General features: G+C 64.1%; 24 protein-coding genes. 7 read left to right on the top strand and 17 right to left on the bottom strand.

Annotated elements, in window-relative coordinates; genetic code table 11:
- Positions 1–133: 133 nt before the first annotated feature.
- Positions 134–1,627 (bottom strand): PLP-dependent aminotransferase family protein, encoded by a 1,494-nt coding sequence (locus P9217_RS08445; RefSeq protein WP_278057239.1) that lies wholly within the window; start codon positions 1,625–1,627, stop codon positions 134–136.
- Between the two features lie 304 nt (positions 1,628–1,931).
- Here P9217_RS08445 and pgi point away from each other — a divergent pair, with 304 nt between their 5' ends.
- Complete coding sequence (pgi, locus tag P9217_RS08440; RefSeq protein ID WP_278086229.1) at positions 1,932–3,575, top strand: glucose-6-phosphate isomerase; 1,644 nt, start codon at positions 1,932–1,934, stop codon at positions 3,573–3,575.
- 5 nt (positions 3,576–3,580) lie between these two features.
- Positions 3,581–4,306, top strand: coding sequence for an HAD family hydrolase (locus P9217_RS08435; RefSeq protein WP_095824276.1), 726 nt, complete (start codon positions 3,581–3,583; stop codon positions 4,304–4,306).
- On the opposite strand, the gene P9217_RS08430 is transcribed toward P9217_RS08435, so the two are convergent.
- Together P9217_RS08430 and P9217_RS08425 are read right to left on the bottom strand one after the other, a co-directional pair.
- Positions 4,307–5,017 (bottom strand): 50S ribosomal protein L11 methyltransferase, encoded by a 711-nt coding sequence (locus P9217_RS08430; protein WP_067324401.1) that lies wholly within the window; start codon positions 5,015–5,017, stop codon positions 4,307–4,309.
- Entirely contained in the window at positions 5,014–6,987 is a 1,974-nt protein-coding gene (locus P9217_RS08425; RefSeq protein WP_278088279.1) for a long-chain fatty acid--CoA ligase, read from the bottom strand. The genes P9217_RS08430 and P9217_RS08425 overlap by 4 nt, the downstream gene beginning before the upstream one ends.
- Positions 6,988–7,464: 477 nt before the next feature.
- On the opposite strand from P9217_RS08425, the gene P9217_RS08420 reads away from it, so the two are divergent.
- Genes P9217_RS08420 through P9217_RS08400 form a run of 5 tightly spaced genes read left to right on the top strand, consistent with a single transcriptional unit; the run spans position 7,465 to position 12,721 of the window.
- Entirely contained in the window at positions 7,465–9,063 is a 1,599-nt protein-coding gene (locus P9217_RS08420; RefSeq protein ID WP_067003638.1) for an ABC transporter substrate-binding protein, read from the top strand.
- 50 nt (positions 9,064–9,113) lie between these two features.
- Positions 9,114–10,121 carry an ABC transporter permease subunit gene (locus tag P9217_RS08415; RefSeq protein ID WP_067003640.1) on the top strand — a complete coding sequence of 336 codons (1,008 nt, stop codon included), beginning with the start codon at positions 9,114–9,116 and terminating at the stop codon, positions 10,119–10,121.
- A 26-nt stretch (positions 10,122–10,147) separates the two neighbouring features.
- Positions 10,148–11,032, top strand: a complete 885-nt coding sequence (locus P9217_RS08410; protein WP_245322339.1) for an ABC transporter permease subunit — start codon at positions 10,148–10,150, stop codon at positions 11,030–11,032.
- Positions 11,032–11,883 (top strand): ABC transporter ATP-binding protein, encoded by an 852-nt coding sequence (locus P9217_RS08405; RefSeq protein WP_082953860.1) that lies wholly within the window; start codon positions 11,032–11,034, stop codon positions 11,881–11,883. Before P9217_RS08410 ends, P9217_RS08405 begins: the two co-directional genes overlap by 1 nt.
- Before the next feature lie 13 nt (positions 11,884–11,896).
- The gene (locus tag P9217_RS08400; protein WP_095799476.1) at positions 11,897–12,721 is read left to right on the top strand and encodes a dipeptide ABC transporter ATP-binding protein; all 825 of its coding nucleotides are present in this window, start codon (positions 11,897–11,899) and stop codon (positions 12,719–12,721) included.
- Between the two features lie 23 nt (positions 12,722–12,744).
- Here the strand turns inward: P9217_RS08400 and P9217_RS08395 are convergent, their stop codons facing one another.
- From P9217_RS08395 to P9217_RS08330, 14 genes are all read right to left on the bottom strand, one after another.
- Positions 12,745–14,025 (bottom strand): cysteine desulfurase-like protein, encoded by a 1,281-nt coding sequence (locus P9217_RS08395; RefSeq protein ID WP_278086231.1) that lies wholly within the window; start codon positions 14,023–14,025, stop codon positions 12,745–12,747.
- Between the two features lie 39 nt (positions 14,026–14,064).
- A complete protein-coding gene (locus P9217_RS08390) occupies positions 14,065–14,739 on the bottom strand; it encodes an amino acid ABC transporter permease (protein WP_067324409.1) in 675 nt (224 codons plus the stop codon).
- Positions 14,740–14,847: 108 nt separating this feature from the next.
- The gene (locus tag P9217_RS08385; RefSeq protein ID WP_067003647.1) at positions 14,848–15,633 is read right to left on the bottom strand and encodes an ABC transporter substrate-binding protein; all 786 of its coding nucleotides are present in this window, start codon (positions 15,631–15,633) and stop codon (positions 14,848–14,850) included.
- An 84-nt stretch (positions 15,634–15,717) separates the two neighbouring features.
- Positions 15,718–16,857, bottom strand: coding sequence for an aminotransferase class V-fold PLP-dependent enzyme (locus P9217_RS08380; protein WP_067324411.1), 1,140 nt, complete (start codon positions 16,855–16,857; stop codon positions 15,718–15,720).
- Between the two features lie 155 nt (positions 16,858–17,012).
- On the bottom strand, positions 17,013–17,741 hold the full coding sequence (locus P9217_RS08375; protein ID WP_067324745.1) for a GntR family transcriptional regulator: 729 nt from the start codon (positions 17,739–17,741) through the stop codon (positions 17,013–17,015).
- Positions 17,742–17,967: 226 nt separating this feature from the next.
- Positions 17,968–18,363 (bottom strand): RidA family protein, encoded by a 396-nt coding sequence (locus tag P9217_RS08370; RefSeq protein WP_278086232.1) that lies wholly within the window; start codon positions 18,361–18,363, stop codon positions 17,968–17,970.
- Positions 18,364–18,405: 42 nt separating this feature from the next.
- The gene (locus P9217_RS08365; RefSeq protein ID WP_278086233.1) at positions 18,406–19,554 is read right to left on the bottom strand and encodes an acyl-CoA dehydrogenase family protein; all 1,149 of its coding nucleotides are present in this window, start codon (positions 19,552–19,554) and stop codon (positions 18,406–18,408) included.
- Between the two features lie 231 nt (positions 19,555–19,785).
- A complete protein-coding gene (locus P9217_RS08360) occupies positions 19,786–20,598 on the bottom strand; it encodes an enoyl-CoA hydratase family protein (protein WP_067324417.1) in 813 nt (270 codons plus the stop codon).
- A complete protein-coding gene (locus P9217_RS08355; RefSeq protein WP_067324419.1) occupies positions 20,595–21,059 on the bottom strand; it encodes a MarR family transcriptional regulator in 465 nt (154 codons plus the stop codon). The genes P9217_RS08360 and P9217_RS08355 overlap by 4 nt, the downstream gene beginning before the upstream one ends.
- Positions 21,053–21,811 (bottom strand): SDR family NAD(P)-dependent oxidoreductase, encoded by a 759-nt coding sequence (locus P9217_RS08350; RefSeq protein WP_127247593.1) that lies wholly within the window; start codon positions 21,809–21,811, stop codon positions 21,053–21,055. Before P9217_RS08350 ends, P9217_RS08355 begins: the two co-directional genes overlap by 7 nt.
- Positions 21,812–21,980: 169 nt before the next feature.
- A complete protein-coding gene (locus tag P9217_RS08345) occupies positions 21,981–24,275 on the bottom strand; it encodes a bifunctional salicylyl-CoA 5-hydroxylase/oxidoreductase (protein ID WP_127335208.1) in 2,295 nt (764 codons plus the stop codon).
- A gap of 186 nt (positions 24,276–24,461) precedes the next feature.
- Complete coding sequence (locus tag P9217_RS08340) at positions 24,462–25,061, bottom strand: VOC family protein (protein WP_278086234.1); 600 nt, start codon at positions 25,059–25,061, stop codon at positions 24,462–24,464.
- Positions 25,062–25,143: 82 nt separating this feature from the next.
- Positions 25,144–25,974, bottom strand: a complete 831-nt coding sequence (locus tag P9217_RS08335; RefSeq protein ID WP_095824267.1) for an ATP-binding cassette domain-containing protein — start codon at positions 25,972–25,974, stop codon at positions 25,144–25,146.
- Positions 25,967–26,845 (bottom strand): ABC transporter ATP-binding protein, encoded by an 879-nt coding sequence (locus tag P9217_RS08330; RefSeq protein WP_278086235.1) that lies wholly within the window; start codon positions 26,843–26,845, stop codon positions 25,967–25,969. The genes P9217_RS08335 and P9217_RS08330 overlap by 8 nt, the downstream gene beginning before the upstream one ends.
- Positions 26,846–26,848 lie beyond the last annotated feature (3 nt).

Genomic DNA, 26,848 nt, shown 5'->3' with positions numbered 1-26,848 from the left:
CTATGCCGTCGGCATTGGCACAGCCTATGAGCCAGTCAATCCCGTCGAATATGCCAGGATGCTAAAGCGTTGAGGCGCGCCAAAATAGAAGAGCCGGCAAAACGCCGGCTCTTCATGTGGCAGTCCGTGGTGATCAGGCGGCAGCGGGCCTGCGGCCGGCGGCCGTGGCGAGCTCCCGGATCCCGGGCTCGATGTGCTGCAGCGAGATCGAGGAGATGCCCAAACGCATGAAACGCGAGGGCTTTTCGCTGCGGTCGAAGAACCGGTCGCCGGGTTCGATGATGACGCTGCGGGAAGCGGCCGCTTCGGCGAGCCCTCGTGAATCGGTACCGCGCGGGCCCTCCAGCCACAACGATGTGCCTCCCGCCGAGTCGGTCGAGCGCCATTCTGGCAGGAAAGCGGAAATCGCATGGACCAGACGCTTGCGCCGCTCGTCGAAGGCGGCGGAGAGCCTGCGCACCAGCGCCTCATGATGGCCGAGCGACAAAAACAGCGCAACGGCGCGCTGGTTGTTTGCCGGCGGATGCCTGAGCATGAAGCGACGCAACGCGCGAAGCTCGGCAATCAGTCCTGCCGAAGCGACGATGTAGCCGAGCCTCAGACCCGGAGCCAGCGTCTTCGACATCGAGCCGACATAGATGACGCGGCCCGAGCGATCGAGGCTCTTCAGCGCCTGCTGCGGCGCCTCGTCGAGAAGCTGGCTGTCATAGCCGTCCTCGATGATGATCTGGTTGTTGCGGTTGGCGCACGCCAGCAAATCCTGCCGCCGCTCGGCGGACAACGGCACCATCGTCGGGCAATGATGGCTGGGCGTGACGAAGACAAAGCCGGAATCGCTGGGAATCGCCGAGGTCACGATGCCCGACTGGTCGACCGGGACCGGCTGGATATCTGCGCCGGCGAGCCGGAAGATCGAGCGGGCATCCGGATAGCCGGGGTCTTCCATTGCCACCTTCGAGCCCTTGGTCATCAACAGCGAGGCGAGCATATAGAGCGCGTTCTGCGCGCCCAGGGTCACGATGATCTCGTCCGGATTGGCGAAGATGCCGCGGCGCGGCAAAAGCCGGGCCTGGATCTGCTCGATGAGCAGCGGATCGTCCCGGTCGACCATGTCGGATGCCCAGTTGCGGATCTCCAGCACCGCGAGCGCCATGCGGTTGCACTCGCGCCATTCCGCGGTCGGAAACAGCGCCGGATCGAACTGGCCGTAGACGAACGGGTAGGAGGACTTGATCCAGTTGTCGTGCTTGGCCGGCGGCGGCATGTCGCTGGCGGCGATCTGCCGACGCGCCTTCCAGTCGATCTCATTCTGCTGGTCGGGCGCCTTCTGGTGCGGCTTGGCGGGGGTGGCCAGCACTTCAGGGTTGACGAAGTGGCCGCGCCGCTCGCGCGCCACAAGAAAACCTTGGTCGACCAGCTGCTGGAAGGCAAGCACCACCGTGCCGCGGGCAACGCCCAGTTTTTCCGCCAGAATCCGACAGGATGGCAGCGGCATCGAAGCGGCGATCTGCCGGTCGAGGATGGCTGCGACGATCGCTTGGCGGATCTGTGCCTGGAGAGTTTGTCCGGATTCGGCCGAAATCCGGAACAGGCCGGACCATATGGCCGTGTCATTGCGCTGTGGCATGGGAGATCATCCTCGGATGGCCAGCTGTTTTCACTTGGCTGGACCAGTCGAGTGTAGGGGTGGCACAAGGGGTTGCGCCAATCAATTTTTCTGATCGCTGGGATTTATGCCAGTGATCCATTGGTCACGAAAGGGGCGCGTCCGCCAGGGAAGCGGATGTTGCGGGGCATCATAAAAGCGTGATGCAGTGCGTCACTGCCGCGCTTGAACGAAACGGAAATCCGGCTCAATACATTGTCGCGACGACACGCGCCGGAAACATCGGGCCTGTTAAAATGGTCTAAAAACCCGCCAGGAGCCACCATTGGATCAGTCAGCCTTCGACAAGCAGGTCACCGCCCTGCGTGAGCAGCGCGCGGCAGCCAAGGGCACGATGCGCGAAGCCTTCGCCGCCGATCCCAAGCGCTTCGAGAAATTCTCCGCGACCGATGGCGATCTTCTGCTCGACTGGTCGAAATGCGCGGTCGACGCCGACACGATGGCAATGCTGGAGAAGCTCGCCGGCGCCGCCGACATCGAAGGCCGACGCGCCGCGATGTTCGAAGGCAAGAAGATCAACATCACCGAAAACCGCGCCGTGCTGCACACGGCGCTGCGCAATCTGACCGGCAAGAGCGTCGTGGTCGATGGCCAGGACACCAACGCCGATGTGATCGCCGTGCTCGACGCAATGGGCGCCTTCGCTGATGCGATCCGCTCCGGCGAGGCGGCCGGCGCCACCGGCAAGAAGATCACCGACATCGTCAATATCGGCATTGGCGGCTCGGATCTTGGCCCGGCGATGGTGACGTTGGCGCTCGCTCCCTACCATGACGGCCCGCGTGCGCATTATGTCTCCAATGTCGACGGCGCCCACATCCACGACACGCTGAAGGGCCTGTCTCCCGAGACGACTTTGTTCATCATCGCCTCCAAGACCTTCACCACTGTCGAGACGATGACCAATGCCGAGACGGCGCGCAGATGGGTGGAAAAGGCGCTGGGCAAGCAAGCGATCGGCAAGCATTTCGCCGCCGTCTCGACCGCGCTCGACCTAGTGGCCAAGTTCGGCATCGCCTCCGACCGCGTCTTCGGTTTCTGGGACTGGGTCGGCGGCCGCTACTCGGTCTGGAGCGCCATCGGCCTGCCGGTGATGATCGCCATCGGCCTGCGCAATTTCCGCGCCTTCCTCGACGGCGCGCATGAGATGGACGAGCATTTCCGCTCGGCCCCCCTGCAGAAGAACCTGCCTGTTTTGCTGGGGCTGATCGGCTGGTGGCACCGCGTCGTCTGCAAATACCCGGCCCGCGCCGTCATTCCATACGATCAGCGCCTGTCGCGCCTGCCGGCCTATCTGCAGCAGCTCGATATGGAATCGAACGGCAAGAGCGTGACACTGGACGGCGGCCCGGTGACGACGCCGACCGGCCCGCTGGTCTGGGGCGAGCCCGGTACCAACGGCCAGCACGCCTTTTTCCAGCTTTTGCACCAGGGCACCGATTTCATCCCGGTCGAGTTTCTTGCCGCAGCCGTCAGCCACGAGCCCGAGCTGAAGACCCACCACGATCTCTTGCTTGCCAATTGCCTGGCGCAGTCGGAAGCCTTCATGAAGGGCCGCACGCTGGAAGAGGCGCGCGCGCAGATGCTGGCCAAGGGCATGAAGCCCGCCGATGTCGATCGCATCGCGCCGCATCGCGTCTTTTCGGGCAACCGTCCGTCGCTCACCATCCTCTACCGCAAGCTTGATCCGCGCACGCTCGGTCGCCTGATCGCGCTCTATGAGCATCGCGTCTTCGTCGAGGGCACGCTGTTCAACATCAACTCGTTCGACCAGTGGGGTGTCGAACTCGGCAAGGAACTGGCGACAGGCCTGCTGCCTGTCGTGGAAGGCAAGGAGACTGCCGCAAAACGCGACGCCTCGACTGCCGGATTGGTGGCTCATATCCACCAATTGCGTGGCGCGGAGTAAACGGATTGGCGGATATCAAGGGAATTCTGTTCGACAAGGACGGCACGCTTGTCGACTTCAACGCTACCTGGCTCGGCATTGCCGATTTCATGGCCATGGACGCCGCCGAAGGCGATCGCTGGAAAGCCGACAGGTTGCTCGCCGCCGCCGGCTTCGATTTCGTCAGCAAGCGCTTCAAGCCCGATTCGATCTTTGCCTCGGGCTCGAACATGGACGTCGTCGAGCTCTGGTTCCCGCGCCTGTCGGAGGAGGACCAGATGCTGGCCGTCGCCCGCTTCAACGAGATCACCTCGGTTCAGGGCTCGTCGATGGCTGTCGCTCTGCCCGGTATCGTCGAATCGCTGCGGGCGCTGCACAAGCGATCCTTCCGGCTGGGCGTCGCCACCAACGATTCCACCAGCGGCGCCGAGAAGACGCTCGCCACGCTCGGTGTCGCGCAGCTCTTCGACGCCGCCTTCGGCTATGATGCGGTCGCGAACCCGAAGCCCGCGCCCGACACGGTCATCGCGTTCTGCGATCTGACGGGACTGAAGGCTGGCGAGATCGCCATGGTCGGCGACAATCGCCACGATCTCGAAATGGCGCGCGCCGGCGGCTGCGGCCTGGCGATCGGCGTGCTTTCCGGCACGGGCACGCGTGACTCGCTGTCGCCGATGGCCGACGTCATCCTGGATTCGGTCGCCGACCTGCCGGATTTTCTCGCCGCGCGGATGAGTGTGCCGGCGGGCTGATCAGGGCTCGCTGGGAAGGAACGCAAATATCCCGCTCGGTTTCGGCGCGCTACCGCCGTTTCCGCCGACATCAGACACCTGATACTCGCCAAGCAGGCGAATCCGCCGCCTGGGTAGCCAGGCGCGGCCCGGGTCGCCGACCAGCACCTCGATGCCCGCGGCAAGGCAGCGGTCGAGGAATGGGACGATCCGCCGCGCGACCGCTTGCCCGTAGAAAACGTCGCCGGCGAGCACAACATCGACCGACGGCGGCGGACCGGCGCTGATGTCCTCGCCGATTATGATGATGGCGACGCCGTTGGCCTCCGCGTTGAGGCGGAGCGCGACGATGCCGTTGCGGTCGATCTCCGCCGCGGTCACTTCCCTAGCCCCGGCTCGCGCCGCGGCGATACCGACAAGGCCGGAACCCGCGCCGAGGTCGAGCACGCGCCGGCCCGCAACGGTTGACGGCCGGTCGAGAACATAGCGCGCCAGCACTGCGCCGCCCGCCCAGGCATAGGCCCAGTAGGGCGGCTGCGGCTCGGCCGCGTGCTCATGCGACCCGTCCTCCGGTTCCAGCAGCCGCCTCAGCCCGCTGCCGGGATGGGCCGTATAGAGCCGGATTTCAGGCAGCGACGGCACCGGCTGAAGCCGCATGTTCGCCTTGATGAATTCGGCGGGGTCGAGGTCGGCGCGATGTATTGGCGTCAGGCCGGCAACATTTTCGTTCAAATCTGCTCCCGCAACGCGCGCCGCAGGATCTTGCCGACCGGCGTCTTCGGCAGTTCGGCGCGGAATTCGATGTATCTCGGCCGCTTGTAGCCGGTCAGGTTCTCGCGGCAATAGACAGTCAGCGTCTCGATGGTGAGCGCTGGATCCTTCCTGACCACAAACAGCTTCGGCACCTCGCCGGAGTGCTCGTCCGGCACGCCGATCGCCGCCACTTCGAGCACGCCCGGGTGCTGCGCCACGACTTCTTCCAGCTCGTTCGGATAGACGTTGAAACCGGAGACCAGGATCATGTCCTTCTTGCGGTCGACGATCTTGGTGTAGCCGCGCTCATCCATGAAGCCCATGTCGCCCGACTTGAAGAACCCGTCCTTGGTCATCACCTTGGCGGTCTCGTCCGGCCGGTTCCAGTAGCCGGCCATAACCTGCGGACCCCGGATGCAGATCTCTCCGACTTCGCCGAGCGGCACGTTGTTGCCGTCGTCGTCGCGGATGGCGATCTCGGTCGATGGCAGCGGCAGGCCGATCGTGCCGGTAAAGTCGCTGGAGCTGAACTTGTTGGCGGTCGCCACCGGCGAGGTTTCGGAAAGTCCGTAGCCTTCGCTCACCGGACAGCCCGTCAGCGCCTTCCAGCGCTCGGCCACGCCTTTCTGCACCGCCATGCCGCCGCCGAGAGTGAGGATCAGCGGCTTGAAGTCGAGCTTGCGGAAATCCTCATTGTTGAGCAGCGCGTTGAACAGCGTATTGAGGCCGGGAAAGATGTGGACCGGGTATTTCTGCAGTTCTTTCACGAATCCCGGAATGTCGCGCGGGTTCGGAATGAGCACGTTCTGCGCGCCTTGCTGCATGCCCATCAGCGCGTTCACCGTCAGCGCGAAGATGTGGTAGAGCGGCAGCGCGCAGACGAAGTTGAGATGCGCCGGCTTCGGCTTGACCGTATAGGCGTCCTCCACCCAGAGCGAATTCTGCGCCACGTTGGACAAGACGTTGCGGTGCAGCAGCGTCGCGCCTTTCGACACGCCGGTCGTGCCGCCGGTATATTGCAGGAAGGCGATATCGTCGCCCGATACCGCCGCCGGCTTGAAGGCGCTTGCCGAGCCCGCCTTGAGCGCGGCGTTGAATTTGACGTGGCCGGGCAGCGACCAGGCGGGAACCATCTTCTTCACCCGCCGCACGACGAGATTGACGATCGCGCCTTTCAGCCCGCCCAACATGTCGCCCATCGCCGCGACCACGACATGCTTGACCGGCGTCCTGGCGATCACCGCCTGCAGCGTGTTGGCGAAGTTCTCCAGAATGACGATGGCCTGCGCGCCGGAGTCCTTGAGCTGATGCTCCAGCTCGCGCGGCGTGTAGAGCGGGTTGACGTTCACCACCGTGAAGCCGGCGCGAAGCACGGCCATCATCGCTACCGGGTATTGCAAAACGTTCGGCATCATCAGCGCCACGCGCGCGCCCTTCTCCAGTCCCTTCGACTGCAGATAGGCGCCGAAGGCCGCCGAAAGCCGCTCGAGCTCGGCATAGGAGATCGACTTGCCCATGCACACGAACGCCGGCCGGCTGGCGAACTGCTTGCAGGCGCCGACGAGGAAGTCGCCAATGGAATCGTAAGGCAGCGGACCGATCTCCGCCGGCATGTTCTTCGGGTAGTTTTTCAGCCAAGGCTTTTCCGGCAACCCTGCCGCGAGTTCCGTGATCGCCTTGGGCAGCCGCCTGGCCGACCCCGAGGCTGCCTTTGCCGCAGGCCTGGCGGTCTTTGCGGTTGCAGCCTTGGCGGCGGATGTGGGGTTCGTCTTCTTTGCAGCGGCAGCCGGTTTCGCAGTGGTCTTCGGCTTGGAGCCGGCCTTCGCAGGTGACGGCGTTTTGGCTGGCGAAGCGGTCTTGGAAGATGAAGCCTTGGCCGCGCCCGCATCGACGGGCGCGGCCTTGGCTGTTGCCTTCGCCGGGGGCGTTGTCTTTGCTGCTTTTGCCACCAAATCCCTCCCTGGTGTCCTGGTCTTGTCGCTGCGCCGCATCTCTTTCCGATTTCGGAAGCGTTCCTCCCGCTGCGGCCGATTGCGGATTCCAAGAAATCCGGCCTGGCATCTATGTATTGCCTCTATCGGCGGCCGTGCAAGTCTTGCCCCAGCGGCAGCGGCGGAAAGATTTGCCGCCGAAATCCTGTCCCTCGACGCCTCCCGCAGGCGTGTCCCCACGAGGACCTGGGATCGCAGGCAGGAGCTCCTCGTTCCATTTCGGCAGAGCCTCAATCAATAAAAAAATGCGGTTGTTAACATTAGCGTGAGCGAAAAATTCTGCTCATTTTTTCTGCTATTTGAGGAAAATGCGGATTCTTTTCCTGCTTACCGTGGGGTACGCAAACGGGGTGTTCCAAAGCCCCAAAAACGGTGCTTATATGCGCGCTTCGCGAGCCTGATAGAGGGGCTTGGAAGAACATCAGGGAGTGCTCAATGAAAAAGACAATGACTTTTGCAGCCGCGTTGCTGGCTGCAAGCGTCCTCGGCGGGATGGCCAATGCAAAGACGCTTGTCTATTGCTCGGAAGCGTCGCCGGCCAATTTCGATCCGGGTACGACGACGGGCGGCAACGACTTCGACGCTTCGTCGCGCACGGTCTATTCGCGCCTGGTCGAGTTCAAGCATGGCGGCACCGAGATCGAGCCCGGCCTCGCCGACAAATGGGAAATCTCCGACGACGGCTTGGTCTATACTTTCCACCTGCACCCTGGCGTGAAGTTCCAGACCACCGACTATTTCAAGCCGACCCGCGACCTCAACGCCGATGACGTCGTCTTCTCGTTCGACCGGCAGTTCAACAAGCAGAATCCGTGGAACGGCGAGAAGTATCTGCCGAACCTGACCTGGGATTACTACACCGGCATGGACATGCCGAAATACGTCGCCAAGTGGGAAAAGGTCGACGACCTCACCGTCAAGCTGACGCTGACCGAGCCGAACGCGCCGATGCTGGCCAATCTCGGCATGGACTTCGCCTCGATCGTGTCGAAGGAATATGCCGACCAGCTCGAGAAGGAAGGCAAGATGGCCGACTTCTCGACCAAGCCGATCGGCACCGGGCCGTTCCAGTTCGTCGACTATCAGCTCGATTCGGTCATCCGCTATGCGGCGAACCCCGACTACTTCAAGGGCAAGGAGAAGATCGACGATCTGGTCTTCGCCATCACGCCTGACGCGACCGCCCGCATCCAGAAGGTGCTGGCCGGCGAATGCGATGTCGCTCCCTATCCGAACCCGGCCGACATCGCCACCATCAAGGCCAACAAGGACGTGACCCTGATGGATCAGGCCGGCCTCAACATCGGCTACATGAGCTACAACACCACGATCCCGCCGCTCGACAAGCCGGAGGTTCGTCACGCGCTCAACCAGGCGATCGACCGGGAAGCGCTGATCAAGTCGCTGTTCCAGGACGCTGGCGCGACGCCGGCGCAGAACCTGATCCCGCCGACCATGTGGTCGTGGAACAAGGATGTGAAGTTCGATTCCTATGATCCGGAAGCGGCCAAGAAGGTGCTGGCCGACGCCGGGCTGAAGGAAATCCAGCTCTGGGCTTCCGATCGCGTTCGTCCTTACAACCCGAACTTTCAGCGCGCGGCTGAGCTGATCCAGGCCGATTGGGCCAAGGTCGGCGTCAAGGCCGAGATCGTCAACTACGAGTGGACCAAGTATCGCGAGGAAGGCAAAAAGAAGGAGCGTCCCGGCGCCTTCCAGATCGGCTGGACCGGCGACAATGGCGATCCGGACAATTTCTTCGCCACCCTCTTCGCGTGCTCGGCCATCGGCGTCTCGAACTATTCCAGCTGGTGCGACAAGGACTTCGAGGACCTGATCCAGAAGGCCAAGAAGACCAGCGACCAGGGCGAGCGCACCAAGCTCTATGAGCAGGCGCAGGAAATCTTCGCCAAGCAGGCGCCGGCCTTCCTGCTGGCTCACAGCCAGGTCTATGCCGTTGTTCGCAACAACGTCAGCGGCTTCAAGATGGACCCGCTCGGCATTCATCGCTTCGACGGCGTTGACAAGGCCGAGTAATATTTGCGAACGGGGCGGCGCGAATTGTCGCCGCCCCATTCCATTTCACGATGCTCAGATATCTCCTCAACAAAATCGCACTTCTGATCCCGACGCTCGTCGGCATCACCATCTGCGCCTTCGCCTTTGTCCGGCTGCTGCCCGGCGATCCGATCCTGGCCATGGCCGGCGAGCATGGCGTCACCCCCGCCCGCTACGAAGAGCTCAAGGAACAGTTCGGCTACAATCTGCCGGTCTGGGAGCAGTATGCGCGCTATGTCGGCGAGGTCGCGACCGGCGATTTCGGCGTCTCGATTTCCTCCAAGCGCCCGGTGCTCCAGGAGTTCAAGACGCTCTTTCCGGCGACGCTGGAATTGTCCTTCTTCGCCATGATCTTCGCCATGGCGATCGGCATCCCGGCCGGCATATTCGCGGCCGTCAAACGCGGCTCATGGTTCGATCAGTCGTTGATGGGCACCGCGCTGGTCGGCTATTCCATGCCGATCTTCTGGTGGGGCCTGCTGCTCATCATCTTCTTTTCCGGCTATCTCGGCTGGACGCCGGTGTCGGGCCGCATGGGCCTGCAGTTCTTCCTGAAGCCGATCACCGGTTTCATGACCATCGACAGCATCCTCTACGGCAAATGGGACGCGCTGCGCTCGGCGCTCAGCCATCTCATCCTCCCGGCGATCGTGCTCGGCACGATTCCGCTGGCGGTGATCGCGCGCCAGACCCGTTCGGCCATGCTCGAGGTGCTCGGTGAAGACTATGTCCGCACCGCCCGCGCCAAGGGCCTTTCCGCCGCCCGCGTCATCGGTGCGCACGCACTTCGCAACGCCCTGATCCCGGTCGTCACCACGATCGGCCTGCAGGTCGGCACGCTGCTTGCCGGCGCCATCCTCACCGAAACCATCTTCGCCTGGCCGGGCATCGGCAAGTGGATGGTGGATTCCATCTTCAAGCGCGACTATGTCGTCGTGCAGTCAGGTCTGCTTTTGATCGCACTCATCGTCATGGCCGTTAACCTCATCGTCGACGTGCTTTATGCCGTCATCAACCCGCGCATCAGGGCGGCGTGATGAGCCAGTCGACCGAAATCGCCCCGATGGCCGCCGGCAGCCCGGACCGGCTGACTGGCTTCAAGACCTTCTGGCACTATTTCTCGGTGAACCGCGGCGCCGTCATCGGCCTGGTCGTCTTCATCCTGCTGGTGCTGGCGGCGCTCTTTGCGCCGTTGCTGGCGCCCTATGCACCCGACGTGCAGGACAAGACCGCCTTCCTCAGGCCGCCGGCCTGGCAGGCGGGCGGCAGCTCGCAATATATCCTCGGCACCGATCCGGTCGGCCGCGACATCCTCTCGCGCCTGCTCTATGGCGCGCGTTTCTCGCTGCTCATCGGCGCCGTCGTCGTCACGCTGGCCCTCGTCGGCGGCATCACGCTCGGCTTGCTGGCAGGCTATTTCCGCGGCTGGGTCGACGTCGCGATCATGCGCGTCATGGACCTGATCCTGGCCTTCCCGTCGCTACTTCTGGCGCTGGTGCTGGTCACCATTCTCGGGCCCGGCCTGTTCAATGCGATGCTGGCGATCTCGCTCGTCCTGCAGCCGCATTTCGCCCGCCTGGTGCGCGCTGCCGTGATGGCCGAGAAGAGCCGCGAATATGTCGTGGCTGCCAAGGTCGCCGGCGCCGGGCACCTGAGGCTGATGCTCAAGACCATCCTGCCGAACTGCCTGGCGCCGCTGATCGTCCAGGGCACGCTGTCCTTCTCGAACGCCATCCTGGAAGCCGCAGCGCTTGGCTTCCTTGGCCTCGGCGCTCAGCCGCCGACGCCGGAATGGGGCACCATGCTGGCCTCGGCGCGCGAATTCATCCTGCGCGCCTGGTGGGTGGTGACTTTCCCCGGCCTTGCCATACTTATCACGGTGCTCGCCATCAACCTGATCGGCGACGGCCTGCGCGACGCGCTCGATCCGAAGCTCAGGAGGTCGTGATGGCATTGCTCGACATCCAGAACCTCGTCGTCGAGTTCCAGACCGCCTCCGGCCCGTTCCGCGCCGTCGACGGCGTCTCGCTCCGTGTCGACGAGCGCGAGGTGCTCGCCATCGTCGGCGAATCCGGCTCCGGCAAGTCGGTGTCGATGCTGGCGGTTATGGGCTTGCTGCCCTGGACCGCCACTGTCACCGCCGACCGCATGACGTTCGGCGGCCGCGATCTCCTCAAGATGGGTCCGGCCGAGCGCCGCAAGATCATCGGCAAGGACATTGCCATGATCTTCCAGGAGCCGATCGCCAGTCTCAACCCTTGCTTCACCGTCGGCTTTCAGATCGAGGAAGTGCTGCGCTTCCATCTCGGCATGGATCGCGCACAGCGCCGGGCGCGCGCCATCGAGTTGTTGAAGCAGGTCGGCATTCCGGAGCCGGCCGAGCGGCTCAACTCCTTCCCGCACCAGATGTCGGGCGGCCAATGCCAGCGCGTCATGATCGCCATGGCCATTGCCTGCAATCCGAAGCTGCTGATCGCCGACGAGCCGACCACCGCGCTCGACGTCACCATCCAGAAGCAGATTCTCGATCTGCTTGTGTCGCTGCAGGCCAAATACGGCATGGGCCTGATCATGATCACCCACAATATGGGCGTGGTCGCCGAGACCGCCGATCGCGTCATCGTCCAATACAAGGGCCGCAAGATGGAAGAGGCCGACGTGCTGTCGCTGTTCGAGAACCCCAAGAGCAACTATACGCGCGCGCTGCTGTCTGCGCTGCCGGAGAACGCCGTCGGCGACCGGCTGCCGACCGTCTCCGACATGCTGTTCGAGCCGGCGCCCCCAGAAGCCAGTGCATGACCGGAGCCGGCGCATGACCAAGGTTGTCGAAGGCAAGAACATCAAACGCGACTACCATGTCGGCGGCGGCCTGTTCCGCCCCGCGCGCACGGTGCATGCGGTGAAGGGCGTCTCCTTCAGCGTCGATAAGGGCAAGACGCTCGCCATCGTCGGCGAAAGCGGCTGCGGCAAGTCCACGCTCGCCCGCATCATCACGCTGATCGATCCCGCGACCGCCGGCGATTTGTTCATCGACGGCAACAAGGTCGACATCGCCAAGGACGGATTGACCAAGGAAATGCGCCGCAAGGTGCAGATCGTCTTCCAGAATCCCTACGGGTCGCTCAACCCGCGTCAAAAGATCGGCGACGTGCTCGGCGAGCCGCTGCTGATCAATACCGACAAGCCGGCCGAGGAACGCCGCGACCTGGCGATGAACATGCTGAAGAAGGTCGGCCTCGGCCCCGAGCACTACAACCGCTATCCGCATATGTTCTCCGGCGGTCAGCGCCAGCGCATCGCCATTGCCCGCGCACTGATGCTGAACCCGAGCCTGCTGGTGCTGGACGAGCCGGTCTCGGCGCTCGATCTTTCGGTGCAGGCGCAGGTGCTCAACCTGCTCGCCGACCTGCAGGACGAGTTCAAGCTGACCTATGTCTTCATCAGCCACGATCTGTCGGTGGTGCGCTACATCGCCGACGACGTCATGGTGATGTATTTCGGCGAGGCGGTCGAATACGGCTCGCGCGACGAGGTCTTCTCGGACCCCAAGCACAGCTACACCAAGACGCTCTTCGCCGCGACGCCGCGCGCCGACGTGGCAAGCATCAAGGCAAGGCTGGCGAAGAAGGCGGCGTAAGGCTCGAACCAGACGTCCGGGCGTCACGCCAGCTTCGCAATGATTGCCCGCAGCGCTTCGCCGAAACGGTGCACTTCCTCGACCGTGTTGTAGTGCACCAGCGAGGCGCGGATCGCGCCGCTGTCCATCGACAGGTTCAGCCGCTTCATCAGCCGCGGCGCGTACATATGGCCGTCGCGGATGCCGATCTGCAAGGCCGCCATCTCCTCGACGATCCTTTGCGGCGACAGTGTGCCGATGTTGAAGCAGAAGGTCGGCACGCGCTCATGGATACACGCCTCGTCGGCGACGCCGTAAATTGTCGCGCCGCAGGCCTTCAGCACCTTCATCATCTCGCGCGCCAGCGTCAGCTCGTACTCGCGGATGGCGTTCATGCCGGCGGCGATGTTGTCGCGGCGCGAGCGGTTGTTCTCGGCCAAGAAATTGCGGCCGATCGACTCCAGGTAGCGCACCGCTGCGTCCATGCCGGAGACATTCTCGTAGATGAAGGTGCCGGCCTCGACCTTGTAGGGCGGCTCATCCGGGATGAAGTCCTCGCGGAAGGTCGGCAGCCGCTTCAACGTTTCGAAGCGGCCCCAGAGAAAACCCATATGCGGCGAGAAATTCTTGTAGCCTGAGCAGACGAGATAGTCGCAGTCCCAGGCCTGCACGTCGATCAGCCCGTGCGGCCCGTAATGCACGCAGTCGAGGAACACTTCCGCGCCTGCCGCATGCGCGATCTTGGCGACCGAAGCGACATCGACAATCGAGCCGATCGAGTGCGCGGTTACCGTGCAGGCGACGAGCCGGGTGCGGTCCGACATCAGCGGCTTGAGGTCGTCGACATGCAGATTGCCGTCCTCGCGCATGCGCCACCATTTGAACCTGGCGCCGGCCTGCTCCAGCGCCAACCACGTGGCGATGTTGGCGTCATGGTCCATGTCGGTGACGACGATCTCGTCGCGTTCCGAAAGCATCTGGCCGATGCCGAGGCTGACAAGGCGGATGAACGAGGTGGCGTTCATGCCGAAGCAGATTTCGGACGGGCTGTAGGCGTTGATCAGGAGCGCCACACTCTCACGCGCTTCGGCGACGGACTGGTCGACGGTGACGCTGCGGCCGTAGCGGCCGCCGCGCTGCACGTTGTGCGCCACCAGATGGCTGGTCACCGCGTCGAGCACGCTTTGCGGGATCTGCGCACCGGCGGCGTTGTCCATGAAGATGAAGTCGCCGGCCTGCCGGAGCGCCGGGAACATGGCGCGGATCTTCTCGACCGGGAACGAAGCGGCGCTCTCCTGCGCTTTCGAAACATGGTGCTGGTTCACGGGAGTCTCCTTCAGCTAATCGAGGTCATTCTAAGGGGATCAGTGCGCGGACCGAGCTTTGCCGCGCTCTTCGAGGTAGCCGACCAGCCGCACCAGCGGCCACAGGAAGGCGAGATAGATGATCGCCGCGCCGATCAGCGGCGTCGGATTGGCCATCAGCGCCTGCGCGTCGGTCGCCTGCTTCAAGAGGTCCGGCATCGCCACCACCGAGGCGAGCGCGGTGTCCTTGAACACCGAGACGCAGTTGCTGGTGAGCGGCGGAATGACGACACGGATCGCTTGCGGCAGGATCACCTTGCGCATGGCGACCCAAAAGGGCAGGCCGAGCGCCGACGCCGCCTCGAACTGGCCCTTCGGAATGTTCTCGATGCCGGCGCGGCAGACTTCCGCCGTGAAGGCCGCCAACACCAGTGACAGCGCAAGTGCTGCCGAGACGAAGGACGACAGGCGGATGCCGATGAAGGGCAGGGCGTAGTAGATCAGGATCAGCACCACCAGGATCGGAAGCGCGCGGAACATGTCGATATAGAGCGTCGCCAGCCGCCTGAGCGGCTTCGGCGCGTAGAGCCGCACCAGGCAGATCGCCAGCCCGCCGATCGTGCCGAAGATGATCGCCGCGCAGCCGAGCAGAATGGTGTTGCCAAGACCGCGGATCAGGATCGGAAACGATCGGACCAGGATGCCCCAGTTGAAGAAGGTGTCGATCAGTTCCATCGGCGCTCACCGTGAGACAAGGTTCGCCGTGTTGGGCGAGACCCAAATGGTCGAAGCGAGAGCGCCAACTCTTGCTGCCGCTCTCGTCGGAATTTCTGATTAGCCGGCTTATTGCGGGATCGGGCCAGGCGTCACCGTGCTGGTGCCGGCTTCCGGATCGACGCCGAACCACTTCTTGTGGATCGCGGCCATGGTGCCATCCTTCTTCATTTCGCTGATGGCGTCGTTGACTTTTTCAAGCAGCGGATGGCCCTTCTTGGTCATCATGGCGAAGCGCTCGCCGGTCGGGATGCGCACCAGGATCTTTAGCGCTGGCATCTGCTTGATGGCGAACAGGAAGCCGGCGAGCTCGCCCGCGCCGCCGTCGATGCGGCCGTTCTGCACGTCGAGCAGAAGGTCCTGCTGGGCGTTGTAGCTCTTGGTCTCTGCAACGCCGAGCTTGGCGGCGTTCTCCTTCATGTAGGCTTCGCCTGTCGAGCCGGCGATGACCCCGATGGTCTTGCCCTTCAGATCGTCGAGCGATTTGATGGCGGAATCCGCCTTGCCGACGATGGTACCGTCGCTGTCGTAATAGGCTTGCGTGAAGCCCTGGTTCTGCAGCCGCTCCTTGGTGACCGAGATCGAGGACACGGCAAAGTCGATGCGGCCCGAAGCGGTCGCTGCGAACAGCGCCTGGAAGCCGAGGTCCTGGAACTCGACCTCTGCGCCGATGCGCTTGGCGACATCATTGGCGACGTCGATCTCAAACCCCTCGAAGGCACCGGAATCGGTCTTGTATTCCCATGGCGGGTTGGCCGGATAGGCGCCCACCATGATCTTGTCGGCGAAGGCGGGCGCCGCAAAGGCAAGGCCGGCAGCGACGGCCATCCCAATCAGTCCTAGACGTTTCAACATCTTGCTTCCCTCTGGTTCGGTTCCTGATCCGCCCCTTTCCGGCGCCAAACTCCCGGGCGCCGCAGGCGAGGCGGTACCTGAATTTCACGACGCGCGGCGTCGCCGCGAACCGATATGCTTCGTGAGTTGCGCGATCAGCGCGTCGACCGCCGTCTCTGTGGTGACCATGCCGGGAGACAGCCGCAGCGTCGTGCCGCGCGCATCGCAGTAAAGCCGCTCGTCGCGAAGCGCAGCTATGATCTTCGCCGGCTCGGTACCTTGCGGCAGGCCGAGCATCACGCTGCCGCCACGTTCACTGGCATCGAGCGGCGAGCGGATCTCCCAGCCATTCTCCAGCGCGGCGCCGATGATACGCTCGACGAGCCCGGCATTCTGCGCGCGGATGATGTCGATGCCGGTCTGTTCCACCCACTCCAGCCCGGGCAGCGAGGCGACGCTTGCCAGGATCGCCGGCGTGCCATGATCGAAGCGGCGCGCATCGTCGGCGTAAGTGAAAGCGTCGAGGTCCCAGGAGAACGGGTTCGGCTGACTGAACCAGCCCCGCAACTCCGGCCGGCAGGACGCCAGAAGGTCAGGCGCGACCTGCAAAAGGCCGGCGCCGGAGGATCCACACAGCCATTTGAGCGAAGTCGAGACGACGAAATCGACCGGCGTCGCGGCAACCGAAAACGGCGCCACGCCGATGCCTTGTGTGACATCAACGCCGACTATGCTGCCCACGGCGCGGCCATGCGCGGCGAGGCGGCCGACATCGCAGCGGTGCGAGGCCGTCGAGGTGACGAAGGTAATGAGCGCGAGCCCGACATCCGCCTGCCAGCGGTCGATGAAATCCTGGTCGCGAACCCAGGTCTCGCCAGGCCGCAATGGGACGGTGTCGAGGGTGAAGCCGAAACGCTCTCCCAAGCCCGCCAGCAGGAAATGCAGGCTAGGAAAACAGTCGGCGGCGACCAGCAGCCGCTTTCCCGCCAGCCGCTCCGTCGGCAAGCCACCGATCAGGCTATAGAGCGCGGCGGTGACATTCTCGGCCGTGGTCAGCGTGCCTTGCGGCGCCTCGATCAGCCGCCTCCAGGCATCGATGAAGCGTTGCCGCGCCGCAAGCGCGGCAGGCCACTGACCGTCGTCTTCCGCCGACCAGATGTTGGAGAAATCCGTCAGCGAGGCGGCCATTCGCTCGGCCTTGCCGGGGAAGGTGCCGATCGAATGATAGAGAAAATAGCCGGACATTCGCTGTCTCCCTGTGATCATGTGATCACAAATACGGACAGGGATCAATGCGCCGCGGCTGAAGAAATGCGGGTCAGCGCCTCACAATCCGGCTGTTCTCTTGGTCCAGGAGCTTGGCCCAGGCGGCTTCAAAGCCACTCTGCGGCGGCCGCCTATCAAGGCGCCCTTCCGAAAGCGGCAAAATCGACCGGTCTGGGCTCCGGCACGTCAGGACAGATCGCCCGCAATGTCGCTTGCGTCGCCGTGATATCGGCCACCACCTCGTCGCGCGCGCGGGTGAAATCCTTGTCCTTGATGGCCGCTATGATCGCGACGTGCCGGCCCGAAGGCTCCATGGTGCCGGCGCGCATCAGCGGCGCGACATGGTTGGACAACAGCCGCATGTACGGACCGAAGCGCAGCCACAGCGTCTCGATCAGCTGAAACAGCACATCGGAGCCGGAGGCGCGGTATATGGTGAAGTGGAACTGCTGGTTCTTGGCGATCAGCTCGTAGATGCTGCCGTCGCGGCCGATCGCCCGCTGGTCGTCAGTAACCCTTTGCAGCAAGCCGATCTCGGCTGCGGTCAGGCGCGGCGCGCCAAGCTCGGCGGCCAGCCCCTCGACGGCGAGGCGGGCCCGGCAGAGGTCGTCGAGCCGCGCCCGCGTCACCACCGGCACGCAGGCTGAGCCGTTCTGCGAGATTTCCAGCGCGTTCTCCGCCGCCAGCCGCCGCAACGCCTCGCGCACCGGCATGTTTGAGGTGCCGAAAGCCTCCGCCAGCGAGGCGATGGTCAGCACCTGCCCGGGATCGAAGCTGCCGACCATCAGGGCATGGCGAAGTTGCTGGTAGACGCCGTCCTGGACAGTAATGCGTCCCGATACTGGTTCGAAGCCCAGAGCCACGCTTTTGCTTTCCTTGGTGCCGGCAAAGTTTATGTGCGAATATCCGCCCGACGCGGGTATGATCATCTGATCACAGATTGTGGCGGCAGCCAAGCGGCCCTTGCCGTACTGTCACGGCAATGCTGACGCACGGAAGGCAGACACGATCCCTCGAGCGCGCCGAGTTGGAGTAGCCGCCTTCGCCGCTTCAGGCCATTGCGAAATAGAAGCCAGTAGCGCCTCCGACTCACTCCGGAATAATTGCGATTGCCTGTATCTCCACCTTCGCCCGGTCCTCGACCAGCGCCACCACCTGCATGGCGGCCATCGCCGGAAAATGCCGGCCGATGACGGCGCGGTAGACTTCGCCGATCCCTTTGAGGTTGGCGAGGTACTCGGCCTTCTCGGTAAAATACCAGGTCATCGAGGTGATGTGCTGCGGCTCCCCGCCGGCCTCGGCGAGAACGGCGACGACATTGGTGAGGGTCTGGCGCACCTGATCGACGAAATCGTCGGTCTCGAACCGGCACTCGGCATTCCAGCCGACCTGGCCGCCGATGAAGACCAGCCGGCCACGCGCGGCAACGCCGTTGGCATAGCCGATCGGTTTGGCCCAGCCTTCCGGCTGCAGGATCGTGTGCATGTCTAGCCTCCCTTAAGTGAAATGCGGTCCGCAAGCATGATCTCACGCCGCTCCCATCACTTGCCTGGCGATCACCACTTTCTGCACGTCGGAAGCGCCCTCATAGATGCGCAGCGCGCGTATCTCGCGATAGAGGCTCTCGACGATGTGGCCCTTGCGCACGCCATCGCCGCCATGCAGTTGCACCGCCTTGTCGATCACTTCCTGCGCCTTGTCCGTGGAGAACAGCTTGGCCATTGCCGCCTCGCGAGTGACGCGGGCGGCGCCCATATCCTTGGTCCAGGCGGCGCGATAGACGAGCAGGGCGGCGGCGTCGACATCCAGCGCCATGTCGGCGATGTGGCCCTGCACCATCTGCAGTTCGGCCATCGGCGCGCCGAACAGTTTTCGCTCGGACACCCTTTTGATGCTTTCGTCCAACGCTCTTCGAGCAAAGCCGAGCGCCGCGGCACCCACCGTCGAGCGGAAGACGTCGAGCACCGACATGGCGATCCGAAAACCGTCGCCGGGTTTGCCGATCAGGGCGGAAGCCGGAACGCGCACATTGTCGAAGGAGAGCCGCGCGAGTGGATGCGGGGCGATAACTTCCAATCGTTCGGCGATGCCAACGCTTTTGGTGTCCGCAGGCACGATCAAAGCGGAAATTCCCTTGGCGCCGGGCGCCTCGCCGGTGCGGGCGAAAACAATGTATACGTCGGCAATGCCGCCATTGGAGATCCAGGTCTTCTCGCCCGAAAGCACATAGAAGTCGCCGTCGCGGACAGCCGCCATCTCCATGTTGGCGACATCCGATCCCGACCGCGGCTCCGACAGCGCAAAGGCTGCGATCGCCTGGCCCGCCCGCGTCTTTTCCAGCCAGCGCTGCTGCTCCGGTGTGCCGAACAGCGAGATCGCGCCGCTGCCAAGGCCCTGCATGGCGAAGGCGAAGTCGGCGAGCCCGTCATGGCGCGCCAGCGTCTCGCGGGTGATGCAGAGCGTGCGCACGTCGAGCGGCTCCGGCTTGTCGGGATCGAGCGCCGTCGGCTTCAGCCAGCCGTCGCGGCCGAGCATGGAGACGAGATTGCGGCAGGCCGCGTCGACATCGTGGTGATCGACGGGCAGGTTCTTGGCGCACCAGGCGTCGAGATTTTCGGCAAGTTCGCGATGGCGGCTTTCAAAGAAGGGCCAGTTAAGGAAGGAACGGTCAGGCATCGGTGCCTCCGCTACTCTTCAAGGCCTCTGCTCTATGGCGCCCCCCTCTGTCCTGCCGGACATCTCCCCCACAAAGGGGGAGATTGGCAGTTTTGGCGCCCCGCTCATTCTTGCGACCTTGGCGATTGGCTAAGGCAGAGACGACAACTGATCTCCCCCCTTGTGGGGGAGATGTCCGGCAGGACAGAGGGGGGCGCTGTCCCGCAAACGTCTCCGTTAAAAGAGCCATCCTCATTTCCCCTCGAACACCGGCTTTTCCTTGGCCACGAACGCCTTGTAGGCGCGCTCGAAATCGCCGGTCTGCATGCAGATCGCCTGTGCCTGCGCTTCCGCCTCGATCGCCTGGTCGAGACCCATCGACCATTCCTGGTTCAACTGCGTCTTGGTGATGCAATGCGCGAAGGTCGGGCCGGAGACGATCCGCGCTGCCATCTCGAGCGCGTCGGCCTCGAGCGCCGCTGCATCGACCAGCCGATTGTAGAAGCCCCAACGCTCGCCTTCGGCCGCGCTCATGGTGCGGCCGGTGTAAAGCAGCTCGGCGGCGCGGCCCTGGCCGATGATGCGGGGCAAGATCGCGCAGGCGCCCATGTCGCACCCGGCGAGGCCGACGCGGGTAAACAGGAAGGCGGTCTTTGCTTCCGGCGTCGCGATGCGGATGTCGGAGGCCATGGCGATGATCGCGCCGGCGCCGACGGCGACGCCATCCACCGCCGCGATGATCGGCTTGCCGCAATTCAGCATGGCCTTGACGAAGTCGCCGGTCATGCGCGTGAAGGAGAGCAGCGCCTTCATGTCCATCTTGACCAGGGGTCCGATGATGTCGTGGACATCGCCGCCCGAGCAGAAATTGCCGCCGTTGGGCAGGAACGCCACGGCATCGACATCATCGGCGTAAGCGAGATCGCGAAAAGTGTCGCGCAGCTCCGCATAACTGTCGAAGGTCAGCGGGTTCTTGCGCTCCGGCCGGTCGAGCCGGACCTTCGCGACCCTGCCTTCCACCTCCCAGAGGAAGTGCTTCGGCTTGAGCTTGGCCATGGCGCTCATTCGCGTCCCTCCCAATTGCTGCGGAACGATTTCAGCATGCCGGTCAGCCGGCGCGCTTCGTCCTCGCTGACAGTGCCGAGGAGCTCGCCGACCCAGTTCTCATGCGCCGCGGCGATTGCCGCGAAAGACTTCGAACCTTCTTCGGTCAGCCGCACCATCGAGGTGCGGCGGTCGCCGTTGCGGCGCGCGCGCGTCACCAGCCCTTCGGAGACCAGCCGGTCGACGATGCCGGTGATATTGCCGTTCGACACCAGCAGGAATCGCGACAGGTCGCTCATCAGCATGCCCTCCGGCGAGCGGTAGAGCGCCGCCATGACGTCGAAGCGCGGCAGCGTGGTGTCGAACTCCTTCTTCAGCCGCTCGCGCAGCTCGGCCTCGATCGTGCGCGAAGCACGCAGCAGGCGGATCCACAGCCGCAGCCTGTCCTTGCCCGGCCCGATAGACGTCGGTCCCGCTACCATGTCTCGCCTCCCGAGACCGAGATCGCCTGTCCTGTGATCGACCGCGCCGCATCGCCGCAGAGCCAGAGCACCGCCGCGGCGACCTCTTCCGGCTGGATGAAACGCGCCTGCGGGTTCGCAGCCGAAAGGCTCGCGCGTGCCTCATCGGCGGAACGGCCGGTCTTCTCGACGATGCGCTGGATGGATTCCTCCAGCATGTCGGTTTCGACGAAGCCCGGGCAGATGGCGTTGACGGTGATGCCGGACTTGGCGGTCTCGGCTGCGAGCGCCCGCATCAGCCCGACGACGCCATGCTTGGCCGCTACGTAGGGCGCGACATACGCGTAGCCCTTCAGTCCGGCGGTCGAGGCAATGAAAACGATACGGCCTGTCTTCCGCGCCAGCATGCCGCCAAGCGCCGGCTGCACCGCCAGGAAGGCGCCGGTGAGGTTGACGTCGAGCGAGCGCTGCCAGTCGGCGAGCGAGGTCTTGTGCGCCGGCGCACTGACAGCCATCCCGGCATTGGCGACGACGATCTCGAAGGGACCGCGCGCCGCCTCGGCCTTCTCGTACAGCGCCGTCATGTCGGCTTCGTCGGTGACATCGGCGCCGATGCCGAAGATGCGGTCGTTTGCCTTCGCGACTTCATTCAGCGCGGCCTTGCGGCGGCCACAGATGGTGACGGCGACGCCGGCTTCCGCCAGCGACAGTGCGATCGCACGGCCGACGCCGGAGCCGCCGCCGGTGACCAGCGCATGCTTGCCGGCAATCATGCGCCAGTCCTCCAGGCAAGGCGCTGCGCCTCATCCTTACCCTCTCCCCGTGAAGGACGGGGAGAGCGGGCCGCCAGCGTTTGAACTTGTGCCTTCTCCCCGTCCTTCACGGGGAGAAGGTGCCGGCAGGCGGATGAGGGGCGGCGCCGACGTGAAAACATAAATGCGCTCATACCTTCAGCCCTGCCGCCGCTTCGCGTTCGGCCAGCCGGTAGATCTGGTCGCGTCCGCGCAGATAAGGATCCGGCCATTTGACGCCGCGGTCGCCGAGGGTGACGGCCGCATGCAGCGTCCAATAGGGATCGCTGAGATGCGGCCGGGCCAGCGCCACCAGATCGGCGCGTCCTGCCATCAGGATCGAGTTGGCGTGGTCCGGCTCGTAGATGTTGCCGACCGCCATCGTCGCCATGCCGACCTCGTTGCGGATGCGGTCGGAGAACGGCGTCTGGAACATGCGGCCATAGACCGGCTTCGCGGCGATCGTGGTCTGGCCGGCCGAGACGTCGCAGAGATCGACGCCGGTTTGATGCAGAAGCTTGGCGATCTCGACCGCATCGGCCGGCGTGACGCCTTCGATGCCCACCCAGTCATTGGCCGAGATGCGCACCGAGATAGGCTTTTCGGCCGGCCACACGGCGCGCACCGCGTGGAAGATCTCCAGCGGATAGCGCATGCGGTTCTCCAGCGAGCCGCCATAGTCGTCGGTGCGCCTGTTGGTCAGCGGCGTGATGAAGGCGGAGAGCAGATAGCCATGCGCGGCATGGATCTCCAGCATGTCGAAGCCGCAGCGCTCGGCCATCTCCGCCGAGGCGACGAACTGGTCGCGCACAAGGTCCATGTCGGCGCGGTTCATCGCCTTCGGCACCTGATTCTGCGGCGACCACGGCACGGCTGAAGGCGCCATCACCGGCCAGTTGCCGGACGGCAGCGGCTCGTCCGTTCCTTCCCAGCCGAGGCGGGTCGAGCCCTTCGGGCCTGAATGGCCGATCTGGGCGCAGATCTTGGCTTCGGTCTCGGCGTGGACGAAATCGACCAGCCGCTTCCAGGCGACCTCATGCTCGGGCTGGTAGAAGCCGGTGCAGCCAGGGGTGATGCGTCCCTCCGGGCTGACGCAAGTCATCTCGATATAAACGAGCCCGGCCCCGCCCTTGGCGCGCTCGGCATAGTGGGCGAAATGCCAGTCGGTCGGGCAGCCGTCGACCGCCTTGTACTGGGCCATCGGCGAGACGACGATGCGGTTCGTGAGCGCCATCTCGCGCAGTCTGAATGGCGCGAACATCGGCGCGCGGCGCAGCATGTTGCCGCCGGCGCCGGCCTTGCGCTGGAACCATTCCTCCGCGCCCGCCAGCCATTCGGCATCGCGCAGACGAAGGTTCTCGTGGCTGATGCGCTGCGAGCGGGTGAGCAGCGAATAGTTGAATTGAACTGGATCCAACCCGAGATAACGTTCGACTTCCTCGAACCATTCGAGCGAGTTGCGCGCCGCCGATTGCAGTTTCAGCACCTCGGTGCGGCGAGCATCTTCGTATTTGCGGAAGGCCGCTTCGAGGTCGGACTCGGACTCGACATAGTCGGCGAGCGCGACTGCGCTTTCCAGGGCCAGCTTCGTGCCGGAGCCGATCGAGAAATGCGCCGATGCCGCCGCGTCGCCCATCAGCGCCAGATTCTTGTAAGACCAGCGCTCGCAAAGCACGCGCGGGAAGTTGATCCAGGCCGAACCTCTGATGTGGTTGGCATTGGTCATCAGCGGATGGCCGCCCAGATGCTTTTCGAAAATGCGCTCGCAGACCGCGATCGATTCCTGCTGCGTCATCGCGCCGAAACCGAAGGCAGCCCAGGTCTGTTCGCTGCATTCGACGATGAAGGTCGCGGTCTCGCTGTCGAACTGGTAGGCATGCGCCCACACCCAGCCATGCTGCGTCCTTTCGAAGATGAAGGTGAACGCGTCGTCGAATTTCTGCGTGGTGCCGAGCCACACGAACTTGCATTTGCGCGTGTCGATGTCGGGCTTGAAAACGTTGGCGAAGGTGGCGCGCGACTTCGAGTTCAATCCGTCAGCCGCAACGACAAGGTCGTGCGTTTCCATGAACGGCCTGGGATCGGAAATCTCGGTCTCGAACATCATCTTGATGCCGAGCTCGCGCGCTCTGCGCTGGAGCAGAATTAAAAGCCGCTTGCGGCCGATGCCGCAGAAGCCGTGGCCGGTCGACACCGTGCGCACGCCGTCATGAATGACGGCGATGTCGTCCCAGTAGGCAAAATGCTTCCTGATCCAGACCGCGCTGACAGGGTCGTTCCTGGTCAGGTTCTCCAGCGTTTCGGCCGACAGCACCACACCCCAGCCGAACGTATCGTCGGGGCGGTTGCGCTCGTAGACCGTCACGTCATGCGCGGCGTCTCGCAGCTTCAGCGAAATGGCAAAATAGAGGCCGGCCGGTCCGCCGCCGAGAACCGCAACCTTCATGTCTTGCGATCTCCTCTAGAGCAATTTCAGGAAAAGTGCGTAGCGGTTTCCGTCCGGAATTGCGTCAAACGCTCAAAGGGCACCCGGGACCGCCGAGGGGCCGGCGATTCCAACATCAGTATCGCGCCTGCCGACAACTATTTCAAGCTTAAAGTTTCATGATTGAACAATCGCGGCGCGATCAGCTCACTTGGCTGGATCTTTGGGACTCCACAGCACCGTCTCGGCGCCTTTCTCGTAAGCCATGCCGTCGGGATAGCTGATCGCTTCCAGCTGCAGTCCCCAGGGCGCCTGGAAATAGAGGATGGTTTGGCCGGCGGCCGGTCCTTCTTTGACCGGCAGAGGACCCATCCTGGTCTTCACGCCCTTGGCGTCGAGATAGGCCTTCGCGGCGGCGACATCGTCGACATAGAAGGCGATATGGAAGCCGCCGATGTCGCTGTTCTTCGGCGTCAGGTCCTTCTGGTCGGGCGCGGTGTATTTGAACAATTCGATGTTCGATCCATAGCCGCAGCGCACCAGGGTGATCTCCTCGATTACCGCTTTTGGATCGACGCCGAGCAGGTCCTGCATGAAGGTGCCCTTGTCGTCGGCGAACGGGCCGAAGGACATCGCCTTCTTGCAACCGACCACATTGGTGAAGAAGTCGACGGCCTGCTTCATGTCGGGCACGGTGATGCCGGTATGGTCGTGGCCGCGCATGCCGGGGATCGAGTCGGCCGAAGCCGTTCCCATTGAGCCGAACAGGATTGCGCCGAGCATTGCGCCGCTTCTTGCGTATTTCATGTCAACCTCCATTGGCGGGCTGACTTTGCTCCCATGCACATCCGAGGCCCGCTGTTCGGTGTGCGGACAAGGTTTGACTTTCTCATGCCGGCGCCTTTGCAGGCGGCTGGAGCCAGTCCGCATCGATCTCAGGCAGCGGGATGGCAGCGAGCAGGTCGCGCGTGTAAGTCTCCTTCGGATTGTCGAAGAGCACGTCGGTTGCGCTGGCTTCGACGATCCTTCCCTCGCGCATGACGATGACTTGCCGGCAGAGCCGCCGGATCACCGACAGATCATGGCTGATGAAGGCGACCGTCAGCCCCATCTCGGCCGCGAGCTTTTCCAGCAGCGTCAGGATCTGTGCCTGCGTCGAGACGTCGAGGCCGGAGACGATCTCGTCGGCCAAAACGAATTTCGGCGACAGCGCCAGCGCCCGTGCGATGCCGACGCGCTGGCGTTGCCCGCCGGACAGCTCGTGGCGGTAGCGGCCGGCAAAACTCTGCGGCAGGCCGACGCGCTGCAGGGCTTCCGCCACGCGCTCCTTCAGCCGGTCGCCAAGCCCGTTCTGCCTCAAGGGTGCCGCGATGATGTTGAAGATGGTGTGCCGGGGGTTGAGCGAGGACATCGGGTCCTGGAAGATCATCTGCAGGTCGCGACGCAGCGGTCTGAGCTCCGCTTCCGAAAGATGGCCGATGTCTCGCCCTTCGAAGCTGATCGAGCCGGCGCTCGGCTCGATCAGCCGCACCAGCGCGCGGCCGAGCGTCGACTTGCCGGAACCGGATTCGCCGACGATGCCGGTCACCGATCCCTTCGGCAGGTCGAAGTCCAGTCCTTTGAGGATCTCGGCCAGTGGCGCCCGGCCGATCAGCGGCTTGCGCGTCATGTCGGGCAGCGCCACCTTCAGCCCGCGGACGGAAAACAGCGGCTCAGCCATGGCTTGGCCTCCACGCCCTGTCGGCGCCCGCGATCTCGTCCGCGAGCCCGGCCAGCACGGTTTTGTTCACCGGCTTCAGCGATGCGTAGGGATCGGTATAGCGCGGCGTCGCCGCGATCAGCGCCCGCGTGTAGGGGTGCTGCGGCGATGCGAAGAGGTCAGCGGTCGCGGCTTCTTCGACCACCTTGCCGGCATAGAGCACCGACACTTTCTGGCTGATCTTGGCGACGACACCGAGATCGTGCGTGACGAACAGAAGCGCCGTGCCGTGGTTGCGCTGCAATTGCGCGATGAGGCGCAGGATCTGCTTCTGCACGGTCACGTCCAGCGCCGTCGTCGGCTCGTCGGCGACCATCAGCCTGGGCTCGGCGGCGAAGGCGGCCGCGATCAGCACGCGCTGGCGCATGCCGCCGGAGAGCTCGTGCGGATAGCATTTCAGAACACGTTCGGGCTCGCGGATCTGCACCTCGTCGAGCAACTGCCGGACGCGCTTGTCTGCCTTCTCGCCGCTCCAGCCGAGGATGCGCACCAGCCGGTCGGTCATCTGCGGGCCGATGCGGCGCGACGGGTTGAGCGCGGTGAGCGGGTCCTGTGGGATCAGCGCGGTACGCGCGCCGATCAGCGTCCGCCGCGCCTTCGCATCGAGGCGGCCGAGATCCTCGCCCTCGATCAGCATCTCGCCCTCGACGATGCGCACGCTCTTCGGCAGCACGCCGAGCACCGCCTTGCCGATCATCGTCTTGCCGGCGCCGCTCTCGCCGACCAGCGCGCGGACTTCGCCCGGCTGCACGGTGAGCGACACCGAGCGCAGCACGCGCTGGCCGTTGGACAGCACGGCGCTCAAGGAGCGGATTTCGAGGCATGGTTCCATATT

This window comes from Mesorhizobium sp. WSM4989, assembly GCF_029625795.1.
Lineage (GTDB): Bacteria > Pseudomonadota > Alphaproteobacteria > Rhizobiales > Rhizobiaceae > Mesorhizobium.
The sequence above is the reverse complement of the archived record's forward strand: the minus strand, read 5'-3'. Positions and strand labels throughout refer to the sequence as shown.

Excerpts from the sequence above, each read along its gene's own strand:
- P9217_RS08445 (WP_278057239.1), bottom strand. The coding sequence starts at position 1,627 with ATGCCACAGCGCAATGACACGGCCATATGGTCCGGCCTGTTCCGGATT.
- P9217_RS08410 (WP_245322339.1), top strand. The coding sequence starts at position 10,148 with ATGGCCGCCGGCAGCCCGGACCGGCTGACTGGCTTCAAGACCTTCTGG.
- P9217_RS08380 (WP_067324411.1), bottom strand. The coding sequence starts at position 16,857 with ATGTCCGGCTATTTTCTCTATCATTCGATCGGCACCTTCCCCGGCAAG.
- P9217_RS08330 (WP_278086235.1), bottom strand. The coding sequence starts at position 26,845 with ATGGAACCATGCCTCGAAATCCGCTCCTTGAGCGCCGTGCTGTCCAAC.
- P9217_RS08360 (WP_067324417.1), bottom strand. The coding sequence starts at position 20,598 with ATGAGCGCCATGGCCAAGCTCAAGCCGAAGCACTTCCTCTGGGAGGTG.
- P9217_RS08405 (WP_082953860.1), top strand. The coding sequence starts at position 11,032 with ATGGCATTGCTCGACATCCAGAACCTCGTCGTCGAGTTCCAGACCGCC.
- P9217_RS08415 (WP_067003640.1), top strand. The coding sequence starts at position 9,114 with ATGCTCAGATATCTCCTCAACAAAATCGCACTTCTGATCCCGACGCTC.
- P9217_RS08370 (WP_278086232.1), bottom strand. The coding sequence starts at position 18,363 with ATGCACACGATCCTGCAGCCGGAAGGCTGGGCCAAACCGATCGGCTAT.
- P9217_RS08350 (WP_127247593.1), bottom strand. The coding sequence starts at position 21,811 with ATGATTGCCGGCAAGCATGCGCTGGTCACCGGCGGCGGCTCCGGCGTC.
- P9217_RS08420 (WP_067003638.1), top strand. The coding sequence starts at position 7,465 with ATGAAAAAGACAATGACTTTTGCAGCCGCGTTGCTGGCTGCAAGCGTC.
- P9217_RS08400 (WP_095799476.1), top strand. The coding sequence starts at position 11,897 with ATGACCAAGGTTGTCGAAGGCAAGAACATCAAACGCGACTACCATGTC.
- P9217_RS08385 (WP_067003647.1), bottom strand. The coding sequence starts at position 15,633 with ATGTTGAAACGTCTAGGACTGATTGGGATGGCCGTCGCTGCCGGCCTT.
- P9217_RS08365 (WP_278086233.1), bottom strand. The coding sequence starts at position 19,554 with ATGCCTGACCGTTCCTTCCTTAACTGGCCCTTCTTTGAAAGCCGCCAT.
- P9217_RS08355 (WP_067324419.1), bottom strand. The coding sequence starts at position 21,059 with ATGGTAGCGGGACCGACGTCTATCGGGCCGGGCAAGGACAGGCTGCGG.
- P9217_RS08340 (WP_278086234.1), bottom strand. The coding sequence starts at position 25,061 with ATGAAATACGCAAGAAGCGGCGCAATGCTCGGCGCAATCCTGTTCGGC.
- P9217_RS08335 (WP_095824267.1), bottom strand. The coding sequence starts at position 25,974 with ATGGCTGAGCCGCTGTTTTCCGTCCGCGGGCTGAAGGTGGCGCTGCCC.
- P9217_RS08390 (WP_067324409.1), bottom strand. The coding sequence starts at position 14,739 with ATGGAACTGATCGACACCTTCTTCAACTGGGGCATCCTGGTCCGATCG.
- P9217_RS08345 (WP_127335208.1), bottom strand. The coding sequence starts at position 24,275 with ATGAAGGTTGCGGTTCTCGGCGGCGGACCGGCCGGCCTCTATTTTGCC.